The organism is Pseudomonas petroselini (genome assembly GCF_045037875.1).
Taxonomy (GTDB): Bacteria; Pseudomonadota; Gammaproteobacteria; order Pseudomonadales; family Pseudomonadaceae; genus Aquipseudomonas; species Aquipseudomonas petroselini.
On sequence record NZ_CP173614.1, the window covers coordinates 5,153,413 to 5,173,809 of the forward strand.

Sequence of the window (20,397 nt, forward strand, 5' to 3'; positions counted from 1 at the left end):
GGAATCAGGCTCCTCAGTTCCAGGCGTGGCGCGCGGGCTTCACGCCGTTAAGCACGAAGTTGCCGATCAGGTGGTATTTCCAGCGGGCCGGGTCGTGCAGGGTGTGGGTGCGCGCGTTGCGCCAGAAGCGATCAAGGTTATGTTTGCCGGTGACCGAGCGCGTGCCGGCCAGTTCGAAGAGTTTGCTGCTGGCGAGCAAGGCGGTTTCAGCCGAGAGGACTTTGGCCTGGGCAACCACCAGCGAGGCGTGGGCGACGGTGTCTTCGCTGGGCTCGGCGAGGGCGCGATCAACCGCCAAACCTGCTTTGGCGAGGATGGCTTCCGTGCCGTGGACGCGCCATTCCAGGTCGCCGATGGCGGCGATGGTGAAGGGGTCTTGCCAGCCGTGCTCCTGCTGGCTGTCGATCCACGGTCGCGCCTGGCGGGCGTAGATCTTCGCCTGTTCGAGGGCACCAAGGGCGATACCGGTGTCGACGGCAGCCTGGATGATCTGCGAGATCGGGCCGTTGGCGGTGGGTTGGTCGAAGGCTTGATGGGCGGGGATCACCGCTGTCAGGGGCACCGTTACCCCGTCGAGGGTCACGCCGCCGCTGGCGGTGGTGCGCTGGCCGAAGCCGTCCCAGCTGTCAATCACGCTAAGGCCCGGCGCATCGCGTTCGACAAAGGCGATAAACGCCTGGCCGTGTTCGTTGTTGCCGACCGTAGGCACGATGTGGGCGAACAGCGCGCCGGTGCAGTAGAACTTCTCGCCGTTGATGTGCGCGGTGTCGTCGTGGACACGAATCTGGGTATCGAAGGTGCCGGCATTCTTGCTCTTGGCTTCGGAGAAGGCATTGCCGAAACGGTAACCGGCCAGCACCTTGCCGAAGTAATGACGTTTTTGTTCCTCGGTCGCGGTTTGCAGCAGGATGTCCACCACGCCCAGGTGGTTCTGCGGGATCTGCCCCAGGGACGGGTCGGCGGCGGAGATCAGCTTGATCACCTCAGCGACCGTCACATAGGACACTCCAGCGCCGCCGTACTCTTTGGGAATGGTGATGCCCCACAGGCCGCTGGCAGAGAACGCTTCAAGTTCGGCGAAGGGCAGGATCCGATCACGGTCGCGCGCGCTGGCGTCGACGGCAAAACGTGCGGCCAGGCGCGTGGCGACCTCGATGGCTTCCGCGTCCGAGCGGATAATATGGGCAGGGTGTTGAGGGTGGGCTGACATGGGCCGACTCCAGGCTCCGAGGGGATGCTGGAGTGATTGCAGGAGTCGTGCCTGAACTTAATTTTTATAAAAATCAAATAGTTAAGCAAAAAACAAAAAATACTTCCTATTGAGATACAACACATTGTGGATTCACTGTTGCCAGGTAAACAGTGACGTGGCAATTGTACGTACCGTCCTTAGAAATAGCCTGTCCAATATGGCATACATCAGAAACGCCTAGCTTAATGGTCAACTGGGCAATCGCATTTGCCACTTTAAGGAACACTGGGCCACGCCACACCTACGGTATTGGCCATTATCACTACGGAACTACCGTATAGACCCTTTCAGGTGCCACTCCCTCGTTACCGACAGAGTCGGTCACCGAATAATTTATTTTCACAGCACCTAATGCGAAAGCGACCGGAAGCACTGTAAATTCCAATGGATACTTTTGATCTTTCACCACAACATATTCGTACTCCCAAACGCCTCCATTTGATGAAAAACAAGCGTTCACCTTATCGCCTACTTTCAAATAATCTTCAGGAGGAACGAGAGATTCTAGAACTAACAATTTTCCGCCTTTGACTACTCTGCCTAAATAAATCTTATCTTCCTCTGCCTCCTTGATTGTTGCAGCAGTGAATATACTATCTCCAACCTGCTTCTCATCAGAATAAATAGCCATCTCAAAAACTCCATTATCAGTAGACGAGTGGACTCACCACATTCAATGTACCCAAACACCGAAGCGTCGATGCCCAAGCAAGTAAACGTCACCAGAGCACCGCGGTCTACTGTTAGAAGTAACAGGTACAGCGAGTCTACGACCTGCTGTCGCAGGGATTTCAGATTACTACGTTGCGGATAAATCGCACTGCCACGTTGCCATCGTTGCGATAGGCATGGGACTGATGGCTGGCGAACATGAAGAACTCACCAGCTTTGATGGTGTTTTCTGTGTTACCCACGACCAAGGTCAAGCTGCCTTCGAAGACAAACAGCTGCTCACTCCAACCTTCCAGATCGGGGTCCGGGCAATACCGATCACCGGGTTCAAGGCGCCACTCCCATAACTCGACTTCACGCCGCGCAGTGGCCTTCGCCAGCAACACCGCCTTGCTGCCAACGATTTCACCCGCCCAAGCCAATTCGTTGATGCGGCTGTGATCACGCGCATCCGGCGCCTGGATCAGGTCACTGAAAGCCACGTCCAGCGCTTCGGCCACCCGGTCGAGGGTGGACAGGCTGACGTTCTTTTCGCCCGCTTCGATGGCCACCAGCATGCGCCGGCTGACCCCGGACTTTTCCGAGAGCGCGGTCTGGCTCAGGTCGGCGGCGTGGCGCAGGCGACGGACGTTCTGGCTGACGTGCTGCAGGACCGAAGCCCGATGTGGATTTTCTTTGTGCACTATATTGCTCAATGGGTGGGTGTGCGCAGTATACTGCCCAGCGTGCGGCGCATTGTGCGGTCCGTGCCTTTCCCTTGCAAGACCGAGCCGCCATGACCACCCCAAACGTCTCCCCTCGTTTCAACCGTTTCAGCAAAGCCGAATGCATCCTGGTGGTGATCACCATGATCTGGGGCGGCACGTTTTTGCTGGTGCAGCACGCGATGACCGTCAGTGGGCCGATGTTTTTCGTCGGCCTGCGCTTTGCGGCGGCGGCGATCGTGGTGGGGTTCTTTTCCCTGCGCACCCTGCGCGACCTGACCCTGTTCGAGTTGAAGGCCGGGGTGTTTATCGGTGTGGCAATCATGTTTGGCTACGGTTTGCAGACCATTGGCTTGCAGACGATCTTGAGCAGCCAGTCGGCGTTTATCACGGCTTTATATGTGCCGTTCGTGCCGCTACTACAATGGCTGGTGCTTGGGCGTCGTCCGGGCTTGATGCCGAGCATTGGCATCATGCTGGCGTTTGCCGGGTTGATGCTGCTGACCGGGCCGGCGGGCGCTTCGCTGAACTTCAGCGCCGGCGAAATCGCCACGTTGATTGGCGCGGTGGCGATTGCGGCGGAGATCATCCTGATCAGCGCGTTTGCCGGGCAGGTGGATGTGCGCCGGGTGACCGTGGTGCAACTGGCCACGGCGTCGCTGTTGTCGTTCCTGATGGTGGTGCCGATGGGCGAGGCGTTGCCGGGGTTTTCGTGGCTGCTGCTGTTCAGTGCGGTGGGCCTGGGCTTGACCAGTGCGGTGATCCAGGTGGCGATGAACTGGGCGCAGCAAAGTGTTTCGCCGACCCGGGCCACGTTGATCTATGCCGGTGAGCCTGTATGGGCAGGCGTGGTGGGGCGGATTGCCGGGGAGCGCTTCCCGCCGATTGCGATGGTGGGGGCGGCGTTGATTGTGGTGGCGGTGATTGTCAGTGAAATGAAGACTAAGGGGCAGAAAGCGCTGGCGTTGGAAGAAGAGCTGGAGCAAGAGCGTCAGAACTGAGGTGCCGGTGGTGGGGCTGCTGCGCAGCCCAGCGGGAGCAAGTTCCCTCGCCATAGGGTCCTAAACACTGCCAAATGGGATTATTCGACCTATCTTGTAGGATCCTGCCACATCTTGCCGTTTGGTGATCGTGAAAGCGGCACGTATGATGCATCCCAAACTCCCGCAGATTAGAAGCCTATGTCCCTGATAGTTCTACTGCTTCTGCCTTTCATTGGCAGCTGTCTGGCGGCCTTGCTGCCGCACAATGCACGTAACACCGAATCCCTGCTGGCCGGCCTTGTGGCCCTGGTCGGCACTATTCAAGTCGCCCTGCTCTACCCCCAGATCGCCCACGGTGGCGTGATCCGCGAAGAATTCATGTGGTTGCCCAGCCTCGGGCTGAACTTCGTGTTGCGCATGGACGGGTTTGCCTGGCTGTTCTCGATGCTGGTGCTCGGCATCGGTTCGCTGGTGGCGTTGTATGCGCGTTACTACATGTCGCCGGATGATCCGGTGCCACGATTCTTCGCGTTTTTCCTGGCCTTTATGGGCGCCATGCTCGGCCTGGTGATCTCCGGCAACCTCATCCAGATCGTGTTCTTCTGGGAACTGACCAGCCTGTTCTCGTTCCTGCTGATCGGCTATTGGCACCACCGCGCCGACGCGCGCCGCGGTGCGTACATGGCGTTGATGGTCACCGGCGCCGGCGGCTTGTGCCTGCTGGCGGGCGTGATGCTGCTGGGGCATATCGTCGGCAGCTATGACCTCGACCAGGTGCTGGCGGCGGGCGATCACATTCGCGCGCACTCGCTGTACCCGGTCATGCTGGCCCTGGTGCTGATAGGCGCCTTGAGCAAAAGCGCGCAATTCCCCTTCCACTTCTGGCTGCCCCATGCGATGGCGGCCCCCACGCCGGTGTCGGCGTACCTGCATTCGGCAACGATGGTGAAGGCCGGCGTGTTCCTGCTGGCCCGCCTGTGGCCGTCGCTGTCGGGCAGCGAAGAATGGTTCTGGATCGTCGGCGGCGCCGGCGCCCTCACCCTCCTCCTCGGCGCGTACTGCGCCATGTTCCAAAATGATCTGAAGGGCCTGCTGGCCTATTCCACCATCAGCCACCTCGGGCTGATCACCTTGCTGCTGGGCCTCAACAGCCCGCTGGCCGCCGTCGCGGCGGTGTTCCATATCCTCAACCACGCCACCTTCAAAGCCTCGCTGTTCATGGCCGCAGGCATCATCGACCACGAAAGCGGCACGCGGGACATCCGCAAGCTCAGCGGGCTGGTCAAGCTGATCCCGTTTACCGCGACCCTGGCGATGGTGGCCAGTGCGTCCATGGCGGGCGTGCCGTTGCTCAACGGCTTCCTGTCCAAAGAGATGTTCTTTGCCGAGACCGTGTTCATCACCTCGACGGCCTGGGTGGAGTTCGCCCTGCCGTTGATCGCGACCATTGCCGGGACATTCAGCGTGGCCTATGCGCTACGTTTCACCGTGGACGTGTTCTTCGGCCCGCCGGCGACCAACCTGCCGCACACGCCCCACGAACCACCGCGCTGGATGCGCGCACCGGTTGAGTTGCTGGTGTTCACGTGCCTGCTGGTAGGGATTTTCCCGGCCCAGGTGGTCGGCTCGATCCTTGCCGCCGCTGCGCTGCCGGTGGTGGGCGGCGTACTGCCGGAGTACAGCCTGGCGATCTGGCACGGCTGGAACGCGCCGATGATCATGAGCCTGGTGGCCATGTCCGGCGGCGTGGTGCTGTACCTGCTGCTGCGCAAGCAACTCAAGCTGGGGCGCTTCAAGTACCCGCCGATCATCAGCTATTTCAACGGCAAGCGTGGTTTCGAGCGCAGCCTGGTGGTGATGATGCGCGGCGTGCGCAGGATCGAGAAACGCATCAGTACCAAGCGCCTGCAGACTCAGTTATTCCTGCTGGTGCTGGTGGCGGTGATCGGCGGCATGATCCCGATGCTCAACAGTGGCTTGAGCTGGGGCGACCGCCCGAAAATCCCGGGGTCCATCGTGTTCGTCACCCTGTGGGTGCTGGCGATCGCCTGCGCCCTTGGCGCCGCCTGGCAAGCCAAGTACCACCGGCTGGCGGCCCTGACCATGGTCAGCGTGTGCGGCCTGATGACCTGCATCACCTTTGTGTGGTTCTCGGCGCCGGACCTGGCGTTGACGCAGTTGGTGGTCGAAGTGGTGACCACCGTGCTGATCCTGCTGGGCCTGCGCTGGCTGCCGCGACGGATCGAAGAGGTCTCGCCGCTGCCGAACACCTTGCGCAAGGCGCGAATTCGCCGGGTGCGCGACTTCCTGCTGTCCACCGTAGTGGGCGGCGGCATGGCGCTCTTGTCCTACGCGATGTTGACGCGCCAGACCCCCAACGATATCTCTTCGTTCTACCTCAGCCGTGCCCTGCCCGAAGGCGGCGGCAGCAATGTGGTGAACGTGATGCTCGTCGACTTCCGGGGCTTTGATACCCTCGGCGAAATCACCGTGCTCGGCGCCGTGGCGCTGACGGTGTACGCCCTGCTGCGCCGCTTCCGCCCTTCCAAGGAAAGCATGCAACTGCCCGCGCAACAGCGCCAGTTGGCGCCGGACGTGGCCACCGACCTGGTCAACCCACGCCAGGCCAGCGATACCGCGCTGGGCTTCATGATGGTGCCGGCGGTGCTGGTGCGCCTGCTGCTGCCGATTGCGCTGGTGGTGTCGTTCTACCTGTTCATGCGCGGCCACAACCAACCGGGCGGCGGGTTTGTCGCCGGGCTGGTGATGTCGGTCGCGTTTATCCTGCAATACATGGTCGCCGGCACCCAATGGGTCGAGGCACAGATGAGCCTGCGGCCGATGCGCTGGATGGGCTTCGGGCTGTTCTCCGCGACCCTGACCGGGCTTGGCGCCTTGTTTGCCGGCTACCCGTTCCTCACCACCCACACCTGGCATTTCAGCCTGCCGGTGCTCGGCGACATTCATGTCGCCAGCGCGCTGTTCTTCGACGTCGGCGTGTACGCCATGGTCGTCGGCTCGACGCTGCTGATGCTCACCGCCCTCGGTCACCAGTCCGTGCGGGCCCATAAACCGAGCAACCAGGCCAAAGTGGTTGCCGCTACGGAAGGAGCCGCCTGATGGAAGAAGTCATTGCAATTGCCATTGGCGTCCTGGCCGCCTCCGGGGTCTGGCTGATCCTGCGGCCACGGACGTTCCAGGTGGTGATGGGCCTGTGCCTGCTGTCGTACGGGGTCAACCTGTTCATTTTCAGCATGGGCAGCCTGTTTATCGGCAAGGAGCCGATCATCAAGGACGGTGTGCCGCAAGACCTGCTCCACTACACCGACCCGCTGCCCCAGGCGCTGGTGCTCACGGCCATCGTGATCAGCTTCGCCATGACCGCCTTGTTCCTGGTGGTGTTGCTGGCCTCACGGGGCCTGACCGGCACTGACCATGTGGACGGCCGGGAGCCCAAGGAATGACGTGGATGAATCAACTGATCGTCGCGCCGATCCTGCTGCCGTTGCTCACCGCCGCCTTGATGCTGATGCTCGGCGAGAAGCATCGGCCGCTGAAAGCGCGTATCAACCTGTTCTCGAGCATGATCGGCCTGGGCATCGCCATTCTGCTGCTGTACTGGACGCAAAAAGGCGGCCCCGGCTCGATCGGCGTGTACCTGCCGGGCAACTGGCAGGTGCCGTTCGGCATTGTACTGGTGGTGGACCAACTATCAGCCTTGATGCTGGTGCTCACCGGGATCATCGGCGTGAGCGCGCTGCTGTTCGCCATGGCTCGCTGGGACCGTGCCGGCACCAGCTTCCATGCGCTGTTCCAGATCCAGATGATGGGCCTCTACGGCGCCTTCCTCACGGCCGACCTGTTTAACCTGTTTGTGTTCTTCGAGGTGCTGCTGGCGGCGTCCTATGGCTTGATGCTGCACGGTTCCGGCCGTGCGCGGGTGTCATCGGGGCTGCATTACATCGCGATCAACCTGCTGGCCTCGTCACTGTTCCTGATTGGTGCGGCGATGATCTATGGCGTCACCGGCACGCTGAACTTTGCCGACCTGGCGCTGAAGATCCCGCTGGTGCCGGAAGCCGATCGCGGCCTGCTGCACGCGGGTGCGGCGATCCTTGCGACGGCGTTCCTGGCGAAAGCCGGCATGTGGCCGCTGAACTTCTGGCTGGCCCCCGCCTACTCCTCGGCCAGCGCGCCGGTGGCGGCGATGTTTGCGATCATGACCAAGGTCGGCGTGTACACCGTGCTGCGCCTGTGGACCCTGTTGTTCTCCGGCCAGGCCGGTGCGTCGGCACTGTTTGGCGGCGATTGGCTGGTGTATGGCGGCATGGCCACCATTGTCTGCGCCGGTCTGGCGATGGTGGCGGCGCAGCGCCTGGAGCGCATGGCCAGCTTGAGCATCCTGGTCTCGGCCGGGATCCTGCTGTCGTCGGTGGGCTTCGCCCAGCCGAGCCTCACCGCCGGCGCGCTGTTCTATCTGGTCAGTTCCACCTTGGCCTTGAGCGCGCTGTTCCTGCTGGCCGAATTGATCGAGCGCTCGCGCTCGGCCAACGACCTGCCGCTGGATGAAGAGATCGATGCACTGCCCAAGGCCATGGAGTCCCTGCATCCGCGCCCTGGCGTCAACCTCGATGACGAACAGAAAGCCGTGGTCGGCCAGGTGATTCCCTGGACCATGGCCTTCCTGGGCTTGAGTTTTGTCGCCTGCGCCCTGCTGATTATCGGCATGCCGCCGTTGTCCGGGTTTATCGGCAAGCTCAGCCTGTTGAGCGCGCTGGTCAACCCGCTGGGCCTGGGGGTCAGTGTCGAGGAGCCGATCCGCCCGGCTGCCTGGGGCCTGGTCGCACTGCTGATCCTCTCCGGCCTGGCCTCGTTGATCGCCTTTGCGCGCTTGGGCATCCAGCGCTTCTGGACCCCGGAAGAGCGCCCGTCGCCGTTGCTGCGCCGCTATGAGTGCATGCCGATCTTCTTCCTGCTGGGCCTGAGCATTCTGCTGACCTTCAAGGCAGAGCCGCTGATGCGCTACACCCTGGGCACCGCCCAGAGCCTGAACAACCCGGAAAACTACGTGATGGCGGTGATGGCAACGCGTCCCGTACCCAGCCCTGAAGCCAAGACCGCCGCGCTGGAGGTGCAACCATGAAGCGCCTGTTCCCTGCCCCGTGGCTGTCGCTGGCGTTGTGGGTGCTGTGGCTGGTGCTGAACCTGTCGGTCAGCCCCGGCAACCTGCTGCTGGGCGCCCTTCTGGGCTTTCTTGCGCCGCTGCTGATGGCACCGCTGCGCCCGTTGCCGATCCGCATCCGCCGCCCCGGCGTGATCATCCGCCTGTTTTTCCTGGTGGGACGCGATGTAATCGTCTCCAACCTGCAAGTGGCCTGGGGCGTGCTGAGATGCGGCTCGCGCCCGCCGCGCTCGCGCTTCGTCAAGATCCCCCTGGACCTGCGCGACGCCAACGGCCTGGCCGCGCTGTCGATGATCACCACCGTGGTGCCCGGCACCATCTGGTCGGAACTGGCACTGGACCGCAGCATCCTGCTCTTGCACGTGTTCGACTTGGAAGATGAAGCGCCGTTTATCGAGCACTTCAAGACCACCTACGAGCGGCCCCTGATGGAGATCTTCGAATGAGCACCCTGCTCTCCAATGCGATCCTGTTCAGCCTGTTCCTGTTCTCGCTGGCCATGGTGCTGACCCTGATCCGCCTGTTCAAAGGCCCGTCGGCACAAGACCGCGTACTGGCGCTGGACTACCTGTACATCCTGGCGATGCTGATGATGCTGGTGCTGGGCATTCGGTATGCCAGTGACACCTACTTTGAAGCGGCGCTGCTGATTGCGCTGTTTGGCTTCGTCGGCTCGTTTGCCCTGGCGAAATTCCTGCTGCGTGGGGAGGTGATTGAATGATGCCGTTATGGGTGGAAATCGTCGTGGCGGTGCTGCTGGTGCTGAGCAGTGTGTTTGCGTTGATTGGCGCGATTGGCTTGCTGCGCATGAAAGACTTCTTCCAGCGCATGCACCCGCCGGCACTGGCGTCGACATTGGGGGCGTGGTGTGTGGCGTTGGCGTCGATTATTTATTTTTCGGTGCTCAAGTCCGGGCCGGTGTTGCACGGGTGGTTGATTCCGATTTTGTTGTCGATCACGGTGCCGGTGACCACCTTGTTGCTTGCGCGTACTGCATTGTTCCGCAAGCGCATGGCGGGTGATGATGTGCCGGTCGAGGTCAGCAGCAGACGCTGATTACTTGAATGAGCACGGTCAAAAATGTGGGAGGGCATCTCCGCCACCGCCATTTCGCTGAAGGAACAGATCATGGCTATACCCATCGCAGTCGTGGCAGGAATGGGCCGCCGTAACCGCTCTATCGGCAAAGCGGGCGGGCTCTTACGGATGGTCCCGGACGACATGCGCCGCTTCGCCGCCAAAACCATCGGAAAGCCCGTGATCATGGGCCGCAAGACCTTTGAATCGGTGATCGCACTCAGTGGACGACCACTGGCGGATCGTCCCAATATCGTGCTGTCGCGCAACCCGGCCTTTGAACACGAGCAGGCTGTGGTCTGCCGCTCGCTGGCATCAGCGCTGGAATGCGCGGCGTCCTACCATCCCGAGGAAATTCATATCGGTGGCGGCCCGGAGCTATATGACCAGGTGATAGATCGGGTGGACAGGCTTTACCTTACCCTGTTCAACGACGATCACGAAGGGGAAGCCCGGTTTCCCAGCTTCGAGGATGAATTCATCGAGGTCTGCCATCATGGTGTCAGGGAGCATGAGGGCCTAGCGTATGAATGGGTCGATTACGTTCGGCGCGGCGCAGTGAGGGAATGAAGCAGGCACGATCCAAATGTGGGAGATGTCGAGCTTTAGCGAGGCTTCGAAGGCGGCGGCACTGTTGGCAGATATGTTGACTGAACCACCGTCATCGGGGGCAAGCCCCCTCCCACACTGGATCGCTGTTGGCAGGAAGAAAACAGCCCGGCTGTAAATTTCATGGATATCGCTAATCCCCTGTGGGAGATGTCGAGCTTCAGCGAGGCTTCGAAGACGGCGGCATTGTTGGCAGATATGTTGACTGAACCACCGTCATCGCGGGCAAGCCCCCTCCCACACTGGATCGCTGTTGGCAGGGAGAAAACAGCCCGGCTGTAAATTTCATGGATATCGCTAATCCCCTGTGGGAGATGTCGAGCTTCAGCGAGGCTTCGAAGACGGCGGCATTGTTGGCAGATATGTTGACTGAACCACCGTCATCGGGGGCAAGCCCCCTCCCACACTGGATCAGGTGAGCCGCTCACTAAAACGGTGTGCAAAAAAACGCCCCGAACCAGTCGGGGCGTTTTTCATTCAGCGTTTACCGATCAAGCCTGATCAGCCAACCGCCACGTCGTCCCACCCTTCCCGTCTTCCAACACCACACCCATCGCGGTCAGTTGGTCACGGATACGGTCGGATTCCGCCCAGTCCTTATTGGCCCGCGCAGCCAAACGCGCCTGGATCAGCGCATCCACTTCAGCCGCATCCACACGCCCTTCCGCGCCGGCTTGCAGGAAATCCTCAGGCTTCATTTGCAGAACCCCCAGCACGCTGGCCAGCTCTTTCAAGCGTGCCGCCAGGCCGGCCGCCGCGTCGAGATCGCTCTCGCGCAAGCGGTTGATCTCACGCACCATCTCGAACAGTACGGCACAGGCTTCCGGGGTGCCGAAGTCGTCGTTCATGACTTCGGTGAAGCGTGCCACGAACGCTTCGCCGCCGGCAGGCGCCACGGATGGCAGGCCTTTCAACGCGTGGTAGAAACGTTCCAGGGCGCCCTTGGCGTCCTTGAGGTTGTCTTCCGAGTAGTTGATGGCGCTGCGGTAGTGGCTCGACACCAGCAGGTAACGCACGACTTCCGGGTGGTACTTTTCCAGCACGTCGCGAATGGTGAAGAAGTTGTTCAAGGACTTGGACATCTTCTCGCCATTGATGCGGATCATGCCGCAGTGCATCCAGGCGTTGGCGTAGGTCTTGCCGGTGGCGGCTTCGCTCTGGGCGATTTCGTTTTCGTGGTGCGGGAACTCAAGGTCGCTGCCGCCGCCATGAATGTCGAAGGTATCGCCCAGGCAGCAGGTGGACATCACCGAGCATTCGATGTGCCAGCCCGGACGCCCGGCGCCCCACGGCGACTCCCAGCTCGGCTCGCCAGGCTTGGTGCCTTTCCACAGCACGAAGTCGAGCGGGTCTTGCTTGGCTTCGTCGACTTCGATCCGTGCGCCGATGCGCAGGTCTTCGATTTTCTTGCGCGACAGCTTGCCGTAGCCCATGAACTTGGCGACGCGGTAGTACACGTCGCCATTGCCTGGGGCGTAGGCGTAACCCTTGTCGATCAGGGTCTGGATCATCGCGTGCATGCCAGGGATGTGGTCCGTGGCACGTGGCTCCATGTCCGGCTTGAGGATGTTGAGGCGCGCCTCGTCCTCGTGCATCGCGGCAATCATGCGTTCGGTCAGCGCGTCGAACGACTCGCCGTTTTCATTGGCGCGGTTGATGATCTTGTCGTCGATGTCGGTGATGTTGCGCACATAGGTCAAGTCATAGCCGCTGAAACGCAACCAGCGGGTCACCAGGTCGAAGGCAACCATGCTGCGGCCGTGGCCGATGTGGCAGTAGTCGTACACGGTCATGCCGCACACGTACATGCGCACCTTGTTGCCATCCAGCGGCTTGAAGACTTCTTTGGTCTTGCTGAGTGTGTTGTAGATCGTTAACACGACATTTCCCTTAAATCACTGGCCCCACGAATCACGCAAGGTCACGGTACGGTTGAATACCGGATGACCGGGTTTCGAGTCCTTGATATCCGCGCAGAAGTAACCTTCGCGCTCGAACTGGAAACGGTCTTCCGGCTGTGCGTCGCCAAGCGATGGCTCGGCACGACAACCGGTGAGCACTTGCAGGGAGTCAGGGTTGATGTTGTCGAGGAAACTGGCGCTGTCTTCAGCCTTCTCAGGGTTCGGCGAGCGGAACAGGCGATCGTACAGGCGCACTTCGCACTCGACGCTGGCAGCGGCCGGCACCCAGTGGATCACGCCTTTGACCTTGCGGCCTTCAGGGTTCTTGCCCAGGGTTTCCGGGTCGTAGGAGCAACGCAGTTCGACGATGTTGCCATCGGCGTCCTTGATCGCTTCGTCGGCACGGATCACGTAGCTGCCACGCAGGCGCACTTCGCCGTTCGGCTCCAGGCGCTTGTAGCCCTTCGGCGGTTCTTCCATGTAGTCATCGCGGTCGATGTAGATTTCACGCGCGAACGGCAGCTTGCGCACGCCGAGCGCTTCGTTCTGCGGGTGACGCGGCAGCTCAAGGTGGTCGACCTTGTCTTCCGGGTAGTTGGTGATCACTACTTTCAACGGACGCAGCACGCACATGGCACGCGGCGCGTTGGCGTCGAGGTCCTGGCGGATGCTGAATTCGAGCATGCCGAAGTCGACCACGCCGTCGGAACGGTTGGTGCCGACCATGTCGCAGAAGTTGCGGATCGATGCCGGGGTGTAGCCGCGACGGCGGAAGCCCGACAGCGTCGACATGCGTGGGTCGTCCCAGCCGTGCACGTGCTTTTCATCCACCAGTTGCTTGAGCTTGCGCTTGCTGGTGATGGTGTAGTTCAGGTTCAGGCGGCTGAATTCGTACTGACGCGGGTGCGCCGGTACCGGCAGGCTGTCGAGGAACCATTCGTACAGCGGGCGATGGCTTTCGAACTCCAGGGTGCAGATGGAGTGGGTGATGCCTTCGATGGCGTCCGACTGACCGTGGGTGAAGTCGTAGTTGGGGTAGATGCACCACTTGTCACCGGTCTGGTGGTGATGGGCATGACGGATGCGGTACATGATCGGGTCGCGCAGGTTCATGTTCGGCGAGGCCATGTCGATCTTGGCGCGCAGCACGCGGGCGCCGTCCGGGAACTCACCGTCGCGCATGCGGTTGAACAGGTCCAGGTTCTCTTCTACCGAACGGTCGCGGAAGGGGCTGTTCTTACCCGGCTCGGTCAGGGTGCCACGGTATTCCTTGGCTTGCTCAGGCGTCAGGTCGTCGACGTAGGCCTTGCCGGCCTTGATCAGCTCGACGGCCCAGTCGAACAATTGGTCGAAATACTTCGAGGCATAGCGCACTTCACCGGACCATTCGAAGCCCAGCCACTTGATGTCGCTTTCGATGGCGTCGATGTATTCCTGGTCTTCCTTGGCCGGGTTGGTGTCGTCGAAACGCAGGTGCGTGACGCCACCGAACTCCTGGGCCAGGCCGAAGTTCACACAGATCGACTTGGCGTGACCGATGTGCAGGTAGCCGTTGGGCTCTGGCGGGAAGCGGGTGACGATCTGCGTGTGCTTGCCCGAATCCAGGTCCGCCTGGATGATCGGGCTCAGGAAATTGACCGGGACGGCAGGTCCGGCCTTGGCATTCGAGGTAGGGTCGACAGTGGGCTTGCTCATAGGATCCTTGAACAGACAGGTTCGTGGCCGGGTGAGGCCAGATAAAACAAAGGCGATATCATAGCCGATGCTGTCAAGCACCTGACAGGCCAGCACCGAAAACTGCAGCATTTATTGCATAGGCGGTAAAAAACCACCTCGAAATTCCTGCAGGTCACGCTAAACTGCGCCCCTTGGCCTCTGTTTAGCCAGACCGGTCGAGGCGCGCAGGCGTCCAAACCCACGAATTCCCTGAAAAGAGTAGTGAACATGACTCAAGTCAAACTGACCACCAACCACGGTGACATCGTCATCGAGCTGAACGCCGAGAAAGCGCCGATCACCGTCGCCAACTTCATCGAGTACGTTAAAGCCGGCCACTACGAAAACACCGTTTTCCACCGTGTCATCGGCAACTTCATGGTCCAGGGCGGCGGTTTCGAGCCTGGCATGAAAGAAAAGAAAGACAAGCGTCCAAGCATCCAGAACGAAGCAGACAACGGCCTTTCCAACGACAAGTACACCGTTGCAATGGCCCGTACCATGGAGCCACATTCGGCCTCCGCGCAGTTCTTCATCAACGTCGCCGACAACGCCTTCCTCAACCACAGCGGCAAGAATGTGCAGGGCTGGGGCTACGCGGTATTCGGTAAAGTGACCGAAGGCCAGGACGTCGTCGACAAGATCAAAGGCGTGCAAACCACCGGTAAAGCCGGCCACCAGGACGTTCCGGTAGAAGACGTTATCGTCGAGAAAGCCGAGATCGTTGGGTGATATTGCTGATTTCAGATTTGCATCTGGAAGAGGAGCGCCCGGACATTACCCGGGCGTTTCTGGATCTGCTCCACCACCGCGCCCGTGGCGCCCAGGCGTTGTACATTCTGGGGGACTTCTTTGAAGCCTGGATTGGCGACGATGGGATGACCCCCTTCCAGCGTTCGATTTGCGCAGCCCTGCGCGAGCTGAGCGACAGCGGCACCCCGATTTTCATCATGCACGGCAACCGCGACTTCCTCATCGGCAAGGCGTTCTGCAAAGCCGCAGGTGCCACCTTGCTCAAGGACCCGAGTGTCGTGCAGCTCCATGGCGAGCCCGTGCTGTTGATGCACGGCGACAGCCTCTGCACCCGCGACGTCGGCTATATGAAGCTGCGGCGCATCCTGCGCAACCCGATTGTGCTGTTTATCCTGCGGCATCTGCCGCTGCGCACGCGGCACACGCTGGCGCGCAAGCTGCGCAGCGAAAGCCGTGCGCAGACGCGCATGAAGGCCAACGACATTGTCGATGTGACCCCCGAGGAAGTCCCACGGGTGATGCAGCACTTTGGCGTGCGCACCCTGGTCCACGGCCACACGCACCGGCCGGCCATCCATAAGCTGCAGATTGGCGACCAGGCGGCCAAGCGCATTGTGCTGGGGGATTGGGATAAGCAAGGCTGGGCATTGCAGGTGGATGAGCAAGGGTTCCAATTGGCGGCGTTTGATTTTGTGAACCCGCAATTGGCGTTGCCCGGCGCCTGAACCTCAGACACCACAAATCCAATGTGAACAAAGATCCAAATGTGGGAGGGGGCAAGCCCCCTCCCACATTTGGATGCTGTACGTTTTTGGAATCAGTGGCCTGAGGCTTCCGGCCCGGCCTTGGCGCCAAACGGCGGCTTGGCCAACCACACCAGCAACATCAACGCCATGAACATCCACCCCAGCAACGTGAAGTAATCCACGGTGGACATCATGTACGCCTGGCTGGTGAGGATCTGGTCCAGCTGCGTGTAGGCCTTCTGCCCTGCCCCGCCGAGCGCCTGCAAGGCATCGCGGGTCGCGGAGTCGTAGGTGGTCATGTTCTCGCTCATGTACGCATGGTGCTGGTCCGCGCGGCGGATCCAGATCCAGGTGGTCAGCGAAGCGGCAAAGCTACCGCCCAAGGTCCGCAGGAACGTCGCCAGACCTGCGCCGTCGGCAATCTGGTGCGGCGGCAGGTCGGACATCAAGATGCTCAAGGTCGGCATAAAGAACAGCGCCACGCCGATCCCCATGAACAGCTGCACCATCGCGATGTGCGTGAAGTCCACCTCATTGGTGAAGCCCGCGCGCATAAAGCAGCTCAAGCCAATCGCCAGGAACGCCAGGCCTGCCAACAGGCGCAGGTCGAACTTGTGCGCGTACTTGCCCACGAACGGCGACATCAGCACCGGCAGGATGCCGATCGGCGCCACCGCCAGGCCCGCCCACGTGGCCGTGTAGCCCATCTGGGTCTGCAACCATTGCGGCAGGATCAGGTTGATGCCGAAGAAGCCTGCGTAACCCAGGATCAACACGATGGTGCCGATGCGGAAGTTGCGGTAGGCGAACAGCCGCAGATTCACCACCGGGTGCTTGTCGGTCATCTCCCAGATGATGAACACCGCCAGGGCAATCACCGAAATCGCGGCGCCGATGATGATGAAGTTGGACTCAAACCAATCCAGGTCATTGCCCTTGTCGAGGATGATCTGCAAGGCGCCAACCCCCACGATCAAGCTCAGCAGCCCCACGTAGTCCATAGGTTGGTAGCTGGTCTCCACCGGGCGTTTCTTCAGTTGCGAACGCACCACCATCACCGCAAAGATGCCGATGGGCACGTTGATGAAGAAGATCCACGGCCAGCTGTAGCTGTCGGTGATCCAACCGCCGAGGATCGGCCCCGCAATCGGCGCCACCACCGTGACCATCGCCAGCAGCGCCAGGGCCATGCCCCGCTTCGCCGGCGGGTAGACCGCGATCAGCAGCGTCTGCGTCATCGGGTACAGCGGCCCGGCCACCAGGCCTTGCACAACCCGAAAGGCGATCAGTTCAGGCATCGACGTGGAAATACCACAGAGGAACGACGCCAGCACAAACAGCATCGTCGCCCACAAAAACAGCTTCACCTCGCCAAACCGGCGGCTCAGCCAACCGGTGAGTGGCAACGCGATGGCGTTGCTCACCGCAAACGAGGTGATCACCCAGGTGCCCTGCTCCGAACTCACGCCGAGGTTGCCGGAAATGGTCGGCAACGCCACGTTGGCGATGGTGGTGTCGAGCACCTGCATAAAGGTCGCCAGCGACAGGCCAATAGTGGCCATCAACAGGCTGGGTGGCGTGAAGGAGGCGTTATTGCTCATCAGCGTTGCGCAGCCTTGGGAGCGGCGAGGCTGTTGTCATGGATCAACTGGGTGATCATGGCGTCAGCTTCGGCCAATTGGCGGTCATACACGTTGGTGGTGAACGAGGCCTTTTGCGGCGCCTGTTGCGCCAGCACCGGGCCGCTTTGGTCGTGCAGGTCCACATTGACCACGGTGCTCAAGCCCACGCGCAGTGGGTGCTTGGCCAGCTCCTCGGCGTTGATATGGATGCGCACCGGCACCCGTTGCACGATCTTGATCCAGTTACCGGTGGCGTTCTGCGCCGGCAACAGGGCAAATGCGCTGCCGGTACCGGCGCCCAAGCTGTCCACGGTGCCGCTGTACTTCACGTCGCTGCCGTAGATGTCCGACTCAATGTCCACCGCCTGGCCAATGCGCATATCGCGCAGTTGGGTTTCCTTGAAGTTGGCGTCGATCCACAGCTGGTTCAGCGGGATCACCGCCATCAACGCTGTGCCGGGCTGAACGCGCTGGCCCAGTTGCACGGTGCGCTTGGCGACGTAGCCGGTGACCGGTGCGATCAGGGTGCTGCGCGCATTGGCCAGGTAGGCCTGGCGCAATTGCGCGGCGGCGGCCTGCACATCCGGATGGGAGCTGATCACCGTGTCGTCCACCAACGCGTTGCTGGTTTTCAGTTGCTGTTCAAGGTTGGTCAACGCGTTCTTGGCGGCGGTCAGGCTGTCACGGGCGTGGGACAGCTCTTCCTGGGAAATCGCCCCGCCCTGAGCCAGGGTTTTACGGCGGTTGAAGTTGTCCTGGGCCGTTTGCACATCGGCTTTCTGCGCATTCACCTGGGCCTTCATGCCGTCGACGTTGCTGTACAAGCCGCGCACCTGGCGCACGGTACGGGCCAGGTTGGCCTGGGCACTTTGCAGGCCGACGGCGGCGTCGTTCGGGTCGAAGTTGATCAGCACCTGGCCTTCGTGGACCAGGTCGCCGTCGTCGGCGCCGATGCTGACCACGGTGCCGGTGACCAGCGGGGTGATTTCCACCACGTTGCCGTTCACGTAGGCGTCGTCGGTGCTTTCGCTGAAGCGGCCGTAGAGCTCATACCAGCCCCACACGCCGACCACGGCGAGGATGACGATCAGCGTCAGGCCGATCAGCATCACTTTGCGTTTGCGGGGGTTGTTGTCTTGCTTGGGTTGTTCGCTTGCAGGGGTGTTTTCGGCAGTGGCCATGACAAATACCTCAAATTATTCCGTGCGGGTGGCTGGGGTGGTCGCAGCCACGTTGTCGGCGCTGTAGCCGCCGCCCAGGGCCTGCATCAATTGAATCGACAGATCGATCTGCGCGGCATTCAGCGTTGCCAACTGGCGCTGGGCCTGCAGCAATTGCTGTTCGATGCTGAGTACATCCAGGTAGTTACCGATCCCGGAGCTGTAGCGCTGCACGCCGGTGTCGTAGGACTGCTGGGCAATGTCCGCGGCGTGTCGCTGGGCCTGGATCTGCCGGCCGGTGTCGCGCAGTTGCGAAAGGGTGTTACCGATATCGCCCAGGGCTTGCACCAGGGTCTTGTTGTACTGCGCCACCGCCAAGTCGTAGTCGGCGTCGCGGGCATCGAGGTCGGCGCGCAGGCGGCCGCCGTCGAAGATCGGCAGCGAGACCGTCGGCGCAATATTGAAGAAGCGGCTGGCCGAACCGAACATCGCATCGCCCAGCAACGACTCGGCCCCGGCGCTCGCGCTCAGGTTGAGGTTGGGGTAGAAGCGGGTCTTGCTCGCATCGATGTTCTTGCCCGCCGCCTCGACGCGCCAGCGCGCGGCGATCAGGTCCGGGCGACGGCCCAACAGCTCGGCCGGCAGCACCGATGGCACGGCAACGGCGCTGGGTTTCAGCACGGTGGGCCGGGCCAGTTCACTGCCACGGTCCGGGCCTTTGCCGAGCAACACCGCCAACGCAATCTTGGCGCTCTGCAGTTGTTTTTCCGCGTCGATCAGCTGCGACTGGGCGCTGGCTTCGAGGCTTTCGGTCTGTTGGTACTGGTACTGGCTGTCGATGCCCGAGTTCAGGCGGCGCTTGCCCAGGTCGAGCATCTGCCGGGTGCGCTTGAGGTCGTCATTGGCCAGGTCCCGCACGATATGGGCCTGGCCCAAGTCGCTGTAGGCCTTGGCCACATTGGCGGCCAGCGTCAGGCGCGCCGCCTGCTGGTCGACTTGGGCGGCACGCGCCTCGCCCAACGCGGCTTCCCAGGCAGCGCGCTGGCCGCCCCAGAGGTCGAAGTTGTAATTGAAGCTGGCGCCGATGTTGCGCACGGTCGAATAGGCATCGCCTTCGCCGCGTGGGTCCTGGTCTTTGGCCAGGCGCGAACGGCTCACGCCGGCGCTGGCATCCAGGGTCGGCATGCGCTTGGCGTTGGCGGCGTAGGCGGCGGCTTCGGCCTGGTGGGCACGGGCGCTGGCCACTTGCATGTCGGGGCTGTTTTGCAGGGCTTCCTGGATCAGGCCGTCGAGTTGTGGGTCGCCGAGGCTTTTCCACCAGTCGGCGCTGGGCCAGGCGGCGCTCGACAAGGTCGCACCGCTTAGGGTTTTTCCGCTTTGCAGGGTGCTCGCATCGAGGCGTTTGCCTTGGGTGTCGAGGCCGCTGTAGTTGGCGCAACCGGCCATGCTCATGGCCACCAGCACCAGGCTGAGTACGCGTGTGTTCATTGGTCACCTACCCGCTGGATGACAATGGCGTCACCCGCAGCTACCAGGATTTTCTTGAGGATTCGTTCCAGGGTTTCCAACTCGCCGGGCTCCAGGGCGCCGGCCAATTCGTTCATCGACTGGGCGCCGATGTGCGGCAGCATGTCGGCCAGGCGCTGGCCGTCTGCCGTGAGCACCAGCCGCACCTGGCGCCGATCCTGTTCGGAACGCTGACGCGCCAGCAGGCCTTTTTGCTCCAGGCGGTCGAGCATGCGGGTCATGGAACCGCTGTCCAGGGACAGGTTGCGGCACAGCTCCGCCGGGGTATCAACGTCGAATTGGGCAATGATGATCAACACCTTGAACTGCGCAGCGGTCACGCCGTGCGGCTCCATATGGGTGTCGATGATGCGGTCCTTGAGCAGCGCAGCCCGGCCCAGAAGCAGGCCGAGGTGGCAGTTGCGAAAGCTGTCAGGGGTGAAGTGGGGCATCGGAAGTCACCTTATTACTGCCTAGGCAGTGAATGTGTGACGAGATGTTACTGCTTAGGCAG

19 protein-coding genes are annotated in these 20,397 nt (G+C 61.5%); 10 read left to right on the forward strand and 9 right to left on the reverse strand.

Annotated features, from left to right (window positions below):
* Window positions 1-13: 13 nt before the first annotated feature.
* From ACI512_RS23675 to ACI512_RS23685, 3 genes are all read right to left on the reverse strand, one after another.
* Window positions 14-1,210: an SfnB family sulfur acquisition oxidoreductase gene (locus ACI512_RS23675; RefSeq protein ID WP_405121377.1), complete on the reverse strand. Its 1,197-nt coding sequence runs from the start codon at window positions 1,208-1,210 to the stop codon at window positions 14-16.
* A gap of 304 nt (window positions 1,211-1,514) precedes the next feature.
* Window positions 1,515-1,883, reverse strand: coding sequence for a hypothetical protein (locus ACI512_RS23680; RefSeq protein ID WP_250947866.1), 369 nt, complete (start codon window positions 1,881-1,883; stop codon window positions 1,515-1,517).
* A gap of 160 nt (window positions 1,884-2,043) precedes the next feature.
* Complete coding sequence (locus ACI512_RS23685; RefSeq protein ID WP_236381845.1) at window positions 2,044-2,607, reverse strand: helix-turn-helix domain-containing protein; 564 nt, start codon at window positions 2,605-2,607, stop codon at window positions 2,044-2,046.
* A 92-nt stretch (window positions 2,608-2,699) separates the two neighbouring features.
* Between ACI512_RS23685 and ACI512_RS23690 the strand changes: the two genes are divergently transcribed.
* The 8 genes from ACI512_RS23690 (at window position 2,700) to ACI512_RS23725 (ending at window position 10,440) form a co-directional block, all read left to right on the forward strand.
* Window positions 2,700-3,629 (forward strand): DMT family transporter, encoded by a 930-nt coding sequence (locus tag ACI512_RS23690; protein ID WP_046035539.1) that lies wholly within the window; start codon window positions 2,700-2,702, stop codon window positions 3,627-3,629.
* Between the two features lie 180 nt (window positions 3,630-3,809).
* Window positions 3,810-6,731 carry a monovalent cation/H+ antiporter subunit A gene (locus ACI512_RS23695; protein ID WP_405121378.1) on the forward strand — a complete coding sequence of 974 codons (2,922 nt, stop codon included), beginning with the start codon at window positions 3,810-3,812 and terminating at the stop codon, window positions 6,729-6,731.
* Entirely contained in the window at window positions 6,731-7,075 is a 345-nt protein-coding gene (locus ACI512_RS23700) for a Na+/H+ antiporter subunit C (protein WP_007986256.1), read from the forward strand. The genes ACI512_RS23695 and ACI512_RS23700 overlap by 1 nt, the downstream gene beginning before the upstream one ends.
* Entirely contained in the window at window positions 7,072-8,754 is a 1,683-nt protein-coding gene (locus tag ACI512_RS23705; protein WP_405121379.1) for a monovalent cation/H+ antiporter subunit D, read from the forward strand. Before ACI512_RS23700 ends, ACI512_RS23705 begins: the two co-directional genes overlap by 4 nt.
* On the forward strand, window positions 8,751-9,239 hold the full coding sequence (locus ACI512_RS23710) for a Na+/H+ antiporter subunit E (protein WP_236381855.1): 489 nt from the start codon (window positions 8,751-8,753) through the stop codon (window positions 9,237-9,239). Before ACI512_RS23705 ends, ACI512_RS23710 begins: the two co-directional genes overlap by 4 nt.
* On the forward strand, window positions 9,236-9,514 hold the full coding sequence (locus ACI512_RS23715) for a K+/H+ antiporter subunit F (RefSeq protein ID WP_064055355.1): 279 nt from the start codon (window positions 9,236-9,238) through the stop codon (window positions 9,512-9,514). The genes ACI512_RS23710 and ACI512_RS23715 overlap by 4 nt, the downstream gene beginning before the upstream one ends.
* Complete coding sequence (locus tag ACI512_RS23720; protein WP_236381857.1) at window positions 9,511-9,849, forward strand: Na+/H+ antiporter subunit G; 339 nt, start codon at window positions 9,511-9,513, stop codon at window positions 9,847-9,849. The genes ACI512_RS23715 and ACI512_RS23720 overlap by 4 nt, the downstream gene beginning before the upstream one ends.
* Window positions 9,850-9,873: 24 nt before the next feature.
* Complete coding sequence (locus ACI512_RS23725) at window positions 9,874-10,440, forward strand: dihydrofolate reductase (protein ID WP_052308679.1); 567 nt, start codon at window positions 9,874-9,876, stop codon at window positions 10,438-10,440.
* 530 nt (window positions 10,441-10,970) lie between these two features.
* Here the strand turns inward: ACI512_RS23725 and cysS are convergent.
* Window positions 10,971-12,359 (reverse strand): cysteine--tRNA ligase, encoded by a 1,389-nt coding sequence (gene cysS / locus ACI512_RS23730; RefSeq protein WP_012724992.1) that lies wholly within the window; start codon window positions 12,357-12,359, stop codon window positions 10,971-10,973.
* A gap of 15 nt (window positions 12,360-12,374) precedes the next feature.
* Complete coding sequence (locus tag ACI512_RS23735) at window positions 12,375-14,075, reverse strand: glutamine--tRNA ligase/YqeY domain fusion protein (protein ID WP_405121380.1); 1,701 nt, start codon at window positions 14,073-14,075, stop codon at window positions 12,375-12,377.
* A 249-nt stretch (window positions 14,076-14,324) separates the two neighbouring features.
* Between ACI512_RS23735 and ACI512_RS23740 the strand changes: the two genes are divergently transcribed.
* Both ACI512_RS23740 and lpxH read left to right on the forward strand, forming a co-directional pair.
* The gene (locus ACI512_RS23740; RefSeq protein ID WP_043205556.1) at window positions 14,325-14,828 is read left to right on the forward strand and encodes a peptidylprolyl isomerase; all 504 of its coding nucleotides are present in this window, start codon (window positions 14,325-14,327) and stop codon (window positions 14,826-14,828) included.
* On the forward strand, window positions 14,825-15,574 hold the full coding sequence (gene lpxH, locus ACI512_RS23745) for a UDP-2,3-diacylglucosamine diphosphatase (RefSeq protein WP_236381858.1): 750 nt from the start codon (window positions 14,825-14,827) through the stop codon (window positions 15,572-15,574). Before ACI512_RS23740 ends, lpxH begins: the two co-directional genes overlap by 4 nt.
* A gap of 92 nt (window positions 15,575-15,666) precedes the next feature.
* Here lpxH and ACI512_RS23750 read toward each other — a convergent pair whose 3' ends face one another.
* The 4 genes from ACI512_RS23750 to ACI512_RS23765 are packed head-to-tail and all read right to left on the reverse strand — an operon-like array spanning window position 15,667 to window position 20,335.
* Window positions 15,667-17,196, reverse strand: a complete 1,530-nt coding sequence (locus ACI512_RS23750; protein ID WP_064055353.1) for a DHA2 family efflux MFS transporter permease subunit — start codon at window positions 17,194-17,196, stop codon at window positions 15,667-15,669.
* Complete coding sequence (locus ACI512_RS23755; RefSeq protein ID WP_405121381.1) at window positions 17,196-18,398, reverse strand: efflux RND transporter periplasmic adaptor subunit; 1,203 nt, start codon at window positions 18,396-18,398, stop codon at window positions 17,196-17,198. The genes ACI512_RS23750 and ACI512_RS23755 overlap by 1 nt, the downstream gene beginning before the upstream one ends.
* Window positions 18,399-18,413: 15 nt before the next feature.
* Complete coding sequence (locus ACI512_RS23760) at window positions 18,414-19,865, reverse strand: efflux transporter outer membrane subunit (protein WP_236383902.1); 1,452 nt, start codon at window positions 19,863-19,865, stop codon at window positions 18,414-18,416.
* Window positions 19,862-20,335: a MarR family winged helix-turn-helix transcriptional regulator gene (locus ACI512_RS23765; protein ID WP_231809521.1), complete on the reverse strand. Its 474-nt coding sequence runs from the start codon at window positions 20,333-20,335 to the stop codon at window positions 19,862-19,864. Before ACI512_RS23765 ends, ACI512_RS23760 begins: the two co-directional genes overlap by 4 nt.
* Window positions 20,336-20,397 lie beyond the last annotated feature (62 nt).

Excerpts from the sequence above, each read along its gene's own strand:
- ACI512_RS23695 (WP_405121378.1), top strand. The coding sequence starts at position 3,810 with ATGTCCCTGATAGTTCTACTGCTTCTGCCTTTCATTGGCAGCTGTCTG.
- ACI512_RS23715 (WP_064055355.1), top strand. The coding sequence starts at position 9,236 with ATGAGCACCCTGCTCTCCAATGCGATCCTGTTCAGCCTGTTCCTGTTC.
- ACI512_RS23735 (WP_405121380.1), bottom strand. The coding sequence starts at position 14,075 with ATGAGCAAGCCCACTGTCGACCCTACCTCGAATGCCAAGGCCGGACCT.
- ACI512_RS23680 (WP_250947866.1), bottom strand. The coding sequence starts at position 1,883 with ATGGCTATTTATTCTGATGAGAAGCAGGTTGGAGATAGTATATTCACT.
- ACI512_RS23700 (WP_007986256.1), top strand. The coding sequence starts at position 6,731 with ATGGAAGAAGTCATTGCAATTGCCATTGGCGTCCTGGCCGCCTCCGGG.
- ACI512_RS23750 (WP_064055353.1), bottom strand. The coding sequence starts at position 17,196 with ATGAGCAATAACGCCTCCTTCACGCCACCCAGCCTGTTGATGGCCACT.
- ACI512_RS23705 (WP_405121379.1), top strand. The coding sequence starts at position 7,072 with ATGACGTGGATGAATCAACTGATCGTCGCGCCGATCCTGCTGCCGTTG.
- ACI512_RS23760 (WP_236383902.1), bottom strand. The coding sequence starts at position 19,865 with ATGAACACACGCGTACTCAGCCTGGTGCTGGTGGCCATGAGCATGGCC.
- ACI512_RS23675 (WP_405121377.1), bottom strand. The coding sequence starts at position 1,210 with ATGTCAGCCCACCCTCAACACCCTGCCCATATTATCCGCTCGGACGCG.
- ACI512_RS23725 (WP_052308679.1), top strand. The coding sequence starts at position 9,874 with ATGTGGGAGGGCATCTCCGCCACCGCCATTTCGCTGAAGGAACAGATC.
- ACI512_RS23765 (WP_231809521.1), bottom strand. The coding sequence starts at position 20,335 with ATGCCCCACTTCACCCCTGACAGCTTTCGCAACTGCCACCTCGGCCTG.
- ACI512_RS23690 (WP_046035539.1), top strand. The coding sequence starts at position 2,700 with ATGACCACCCCAAACGTCTCCCCTCGTTTCAACCGTTTCAGCAAAGCC.
- ACI512_RS23755 (WP_405121381.1), bottom strand. The coding sequence starts at position 18,398 with ATGGCCACTGCCGAAAACACCCCTGCAAGCGAACAACCCAAGCAAGAC.
- ACI512_RS23710 (WP_236381855.1), top strand. The coding sequence starts at position 8,751 with ATGAAGCGCCTGTTCCCTGCCCCGTGGCTGTCGCTGGCGTTGTGGGTG.
- ACI512_RS23720 (WP_236381857.1), top strand. The coding sequence starts at position 9,511 with ATGATGCCGTTATGGGTGGAAATCGTCGTGGCGGTGCTGCTGGTGCTG.
- ACI512_RS23740 (WP_043205556.1), top strand. The coding sequence starts at position 14,325 with ATGACTCAAGTCAAACTGACCACCAACCACGGTGACATCGTCATCGAG.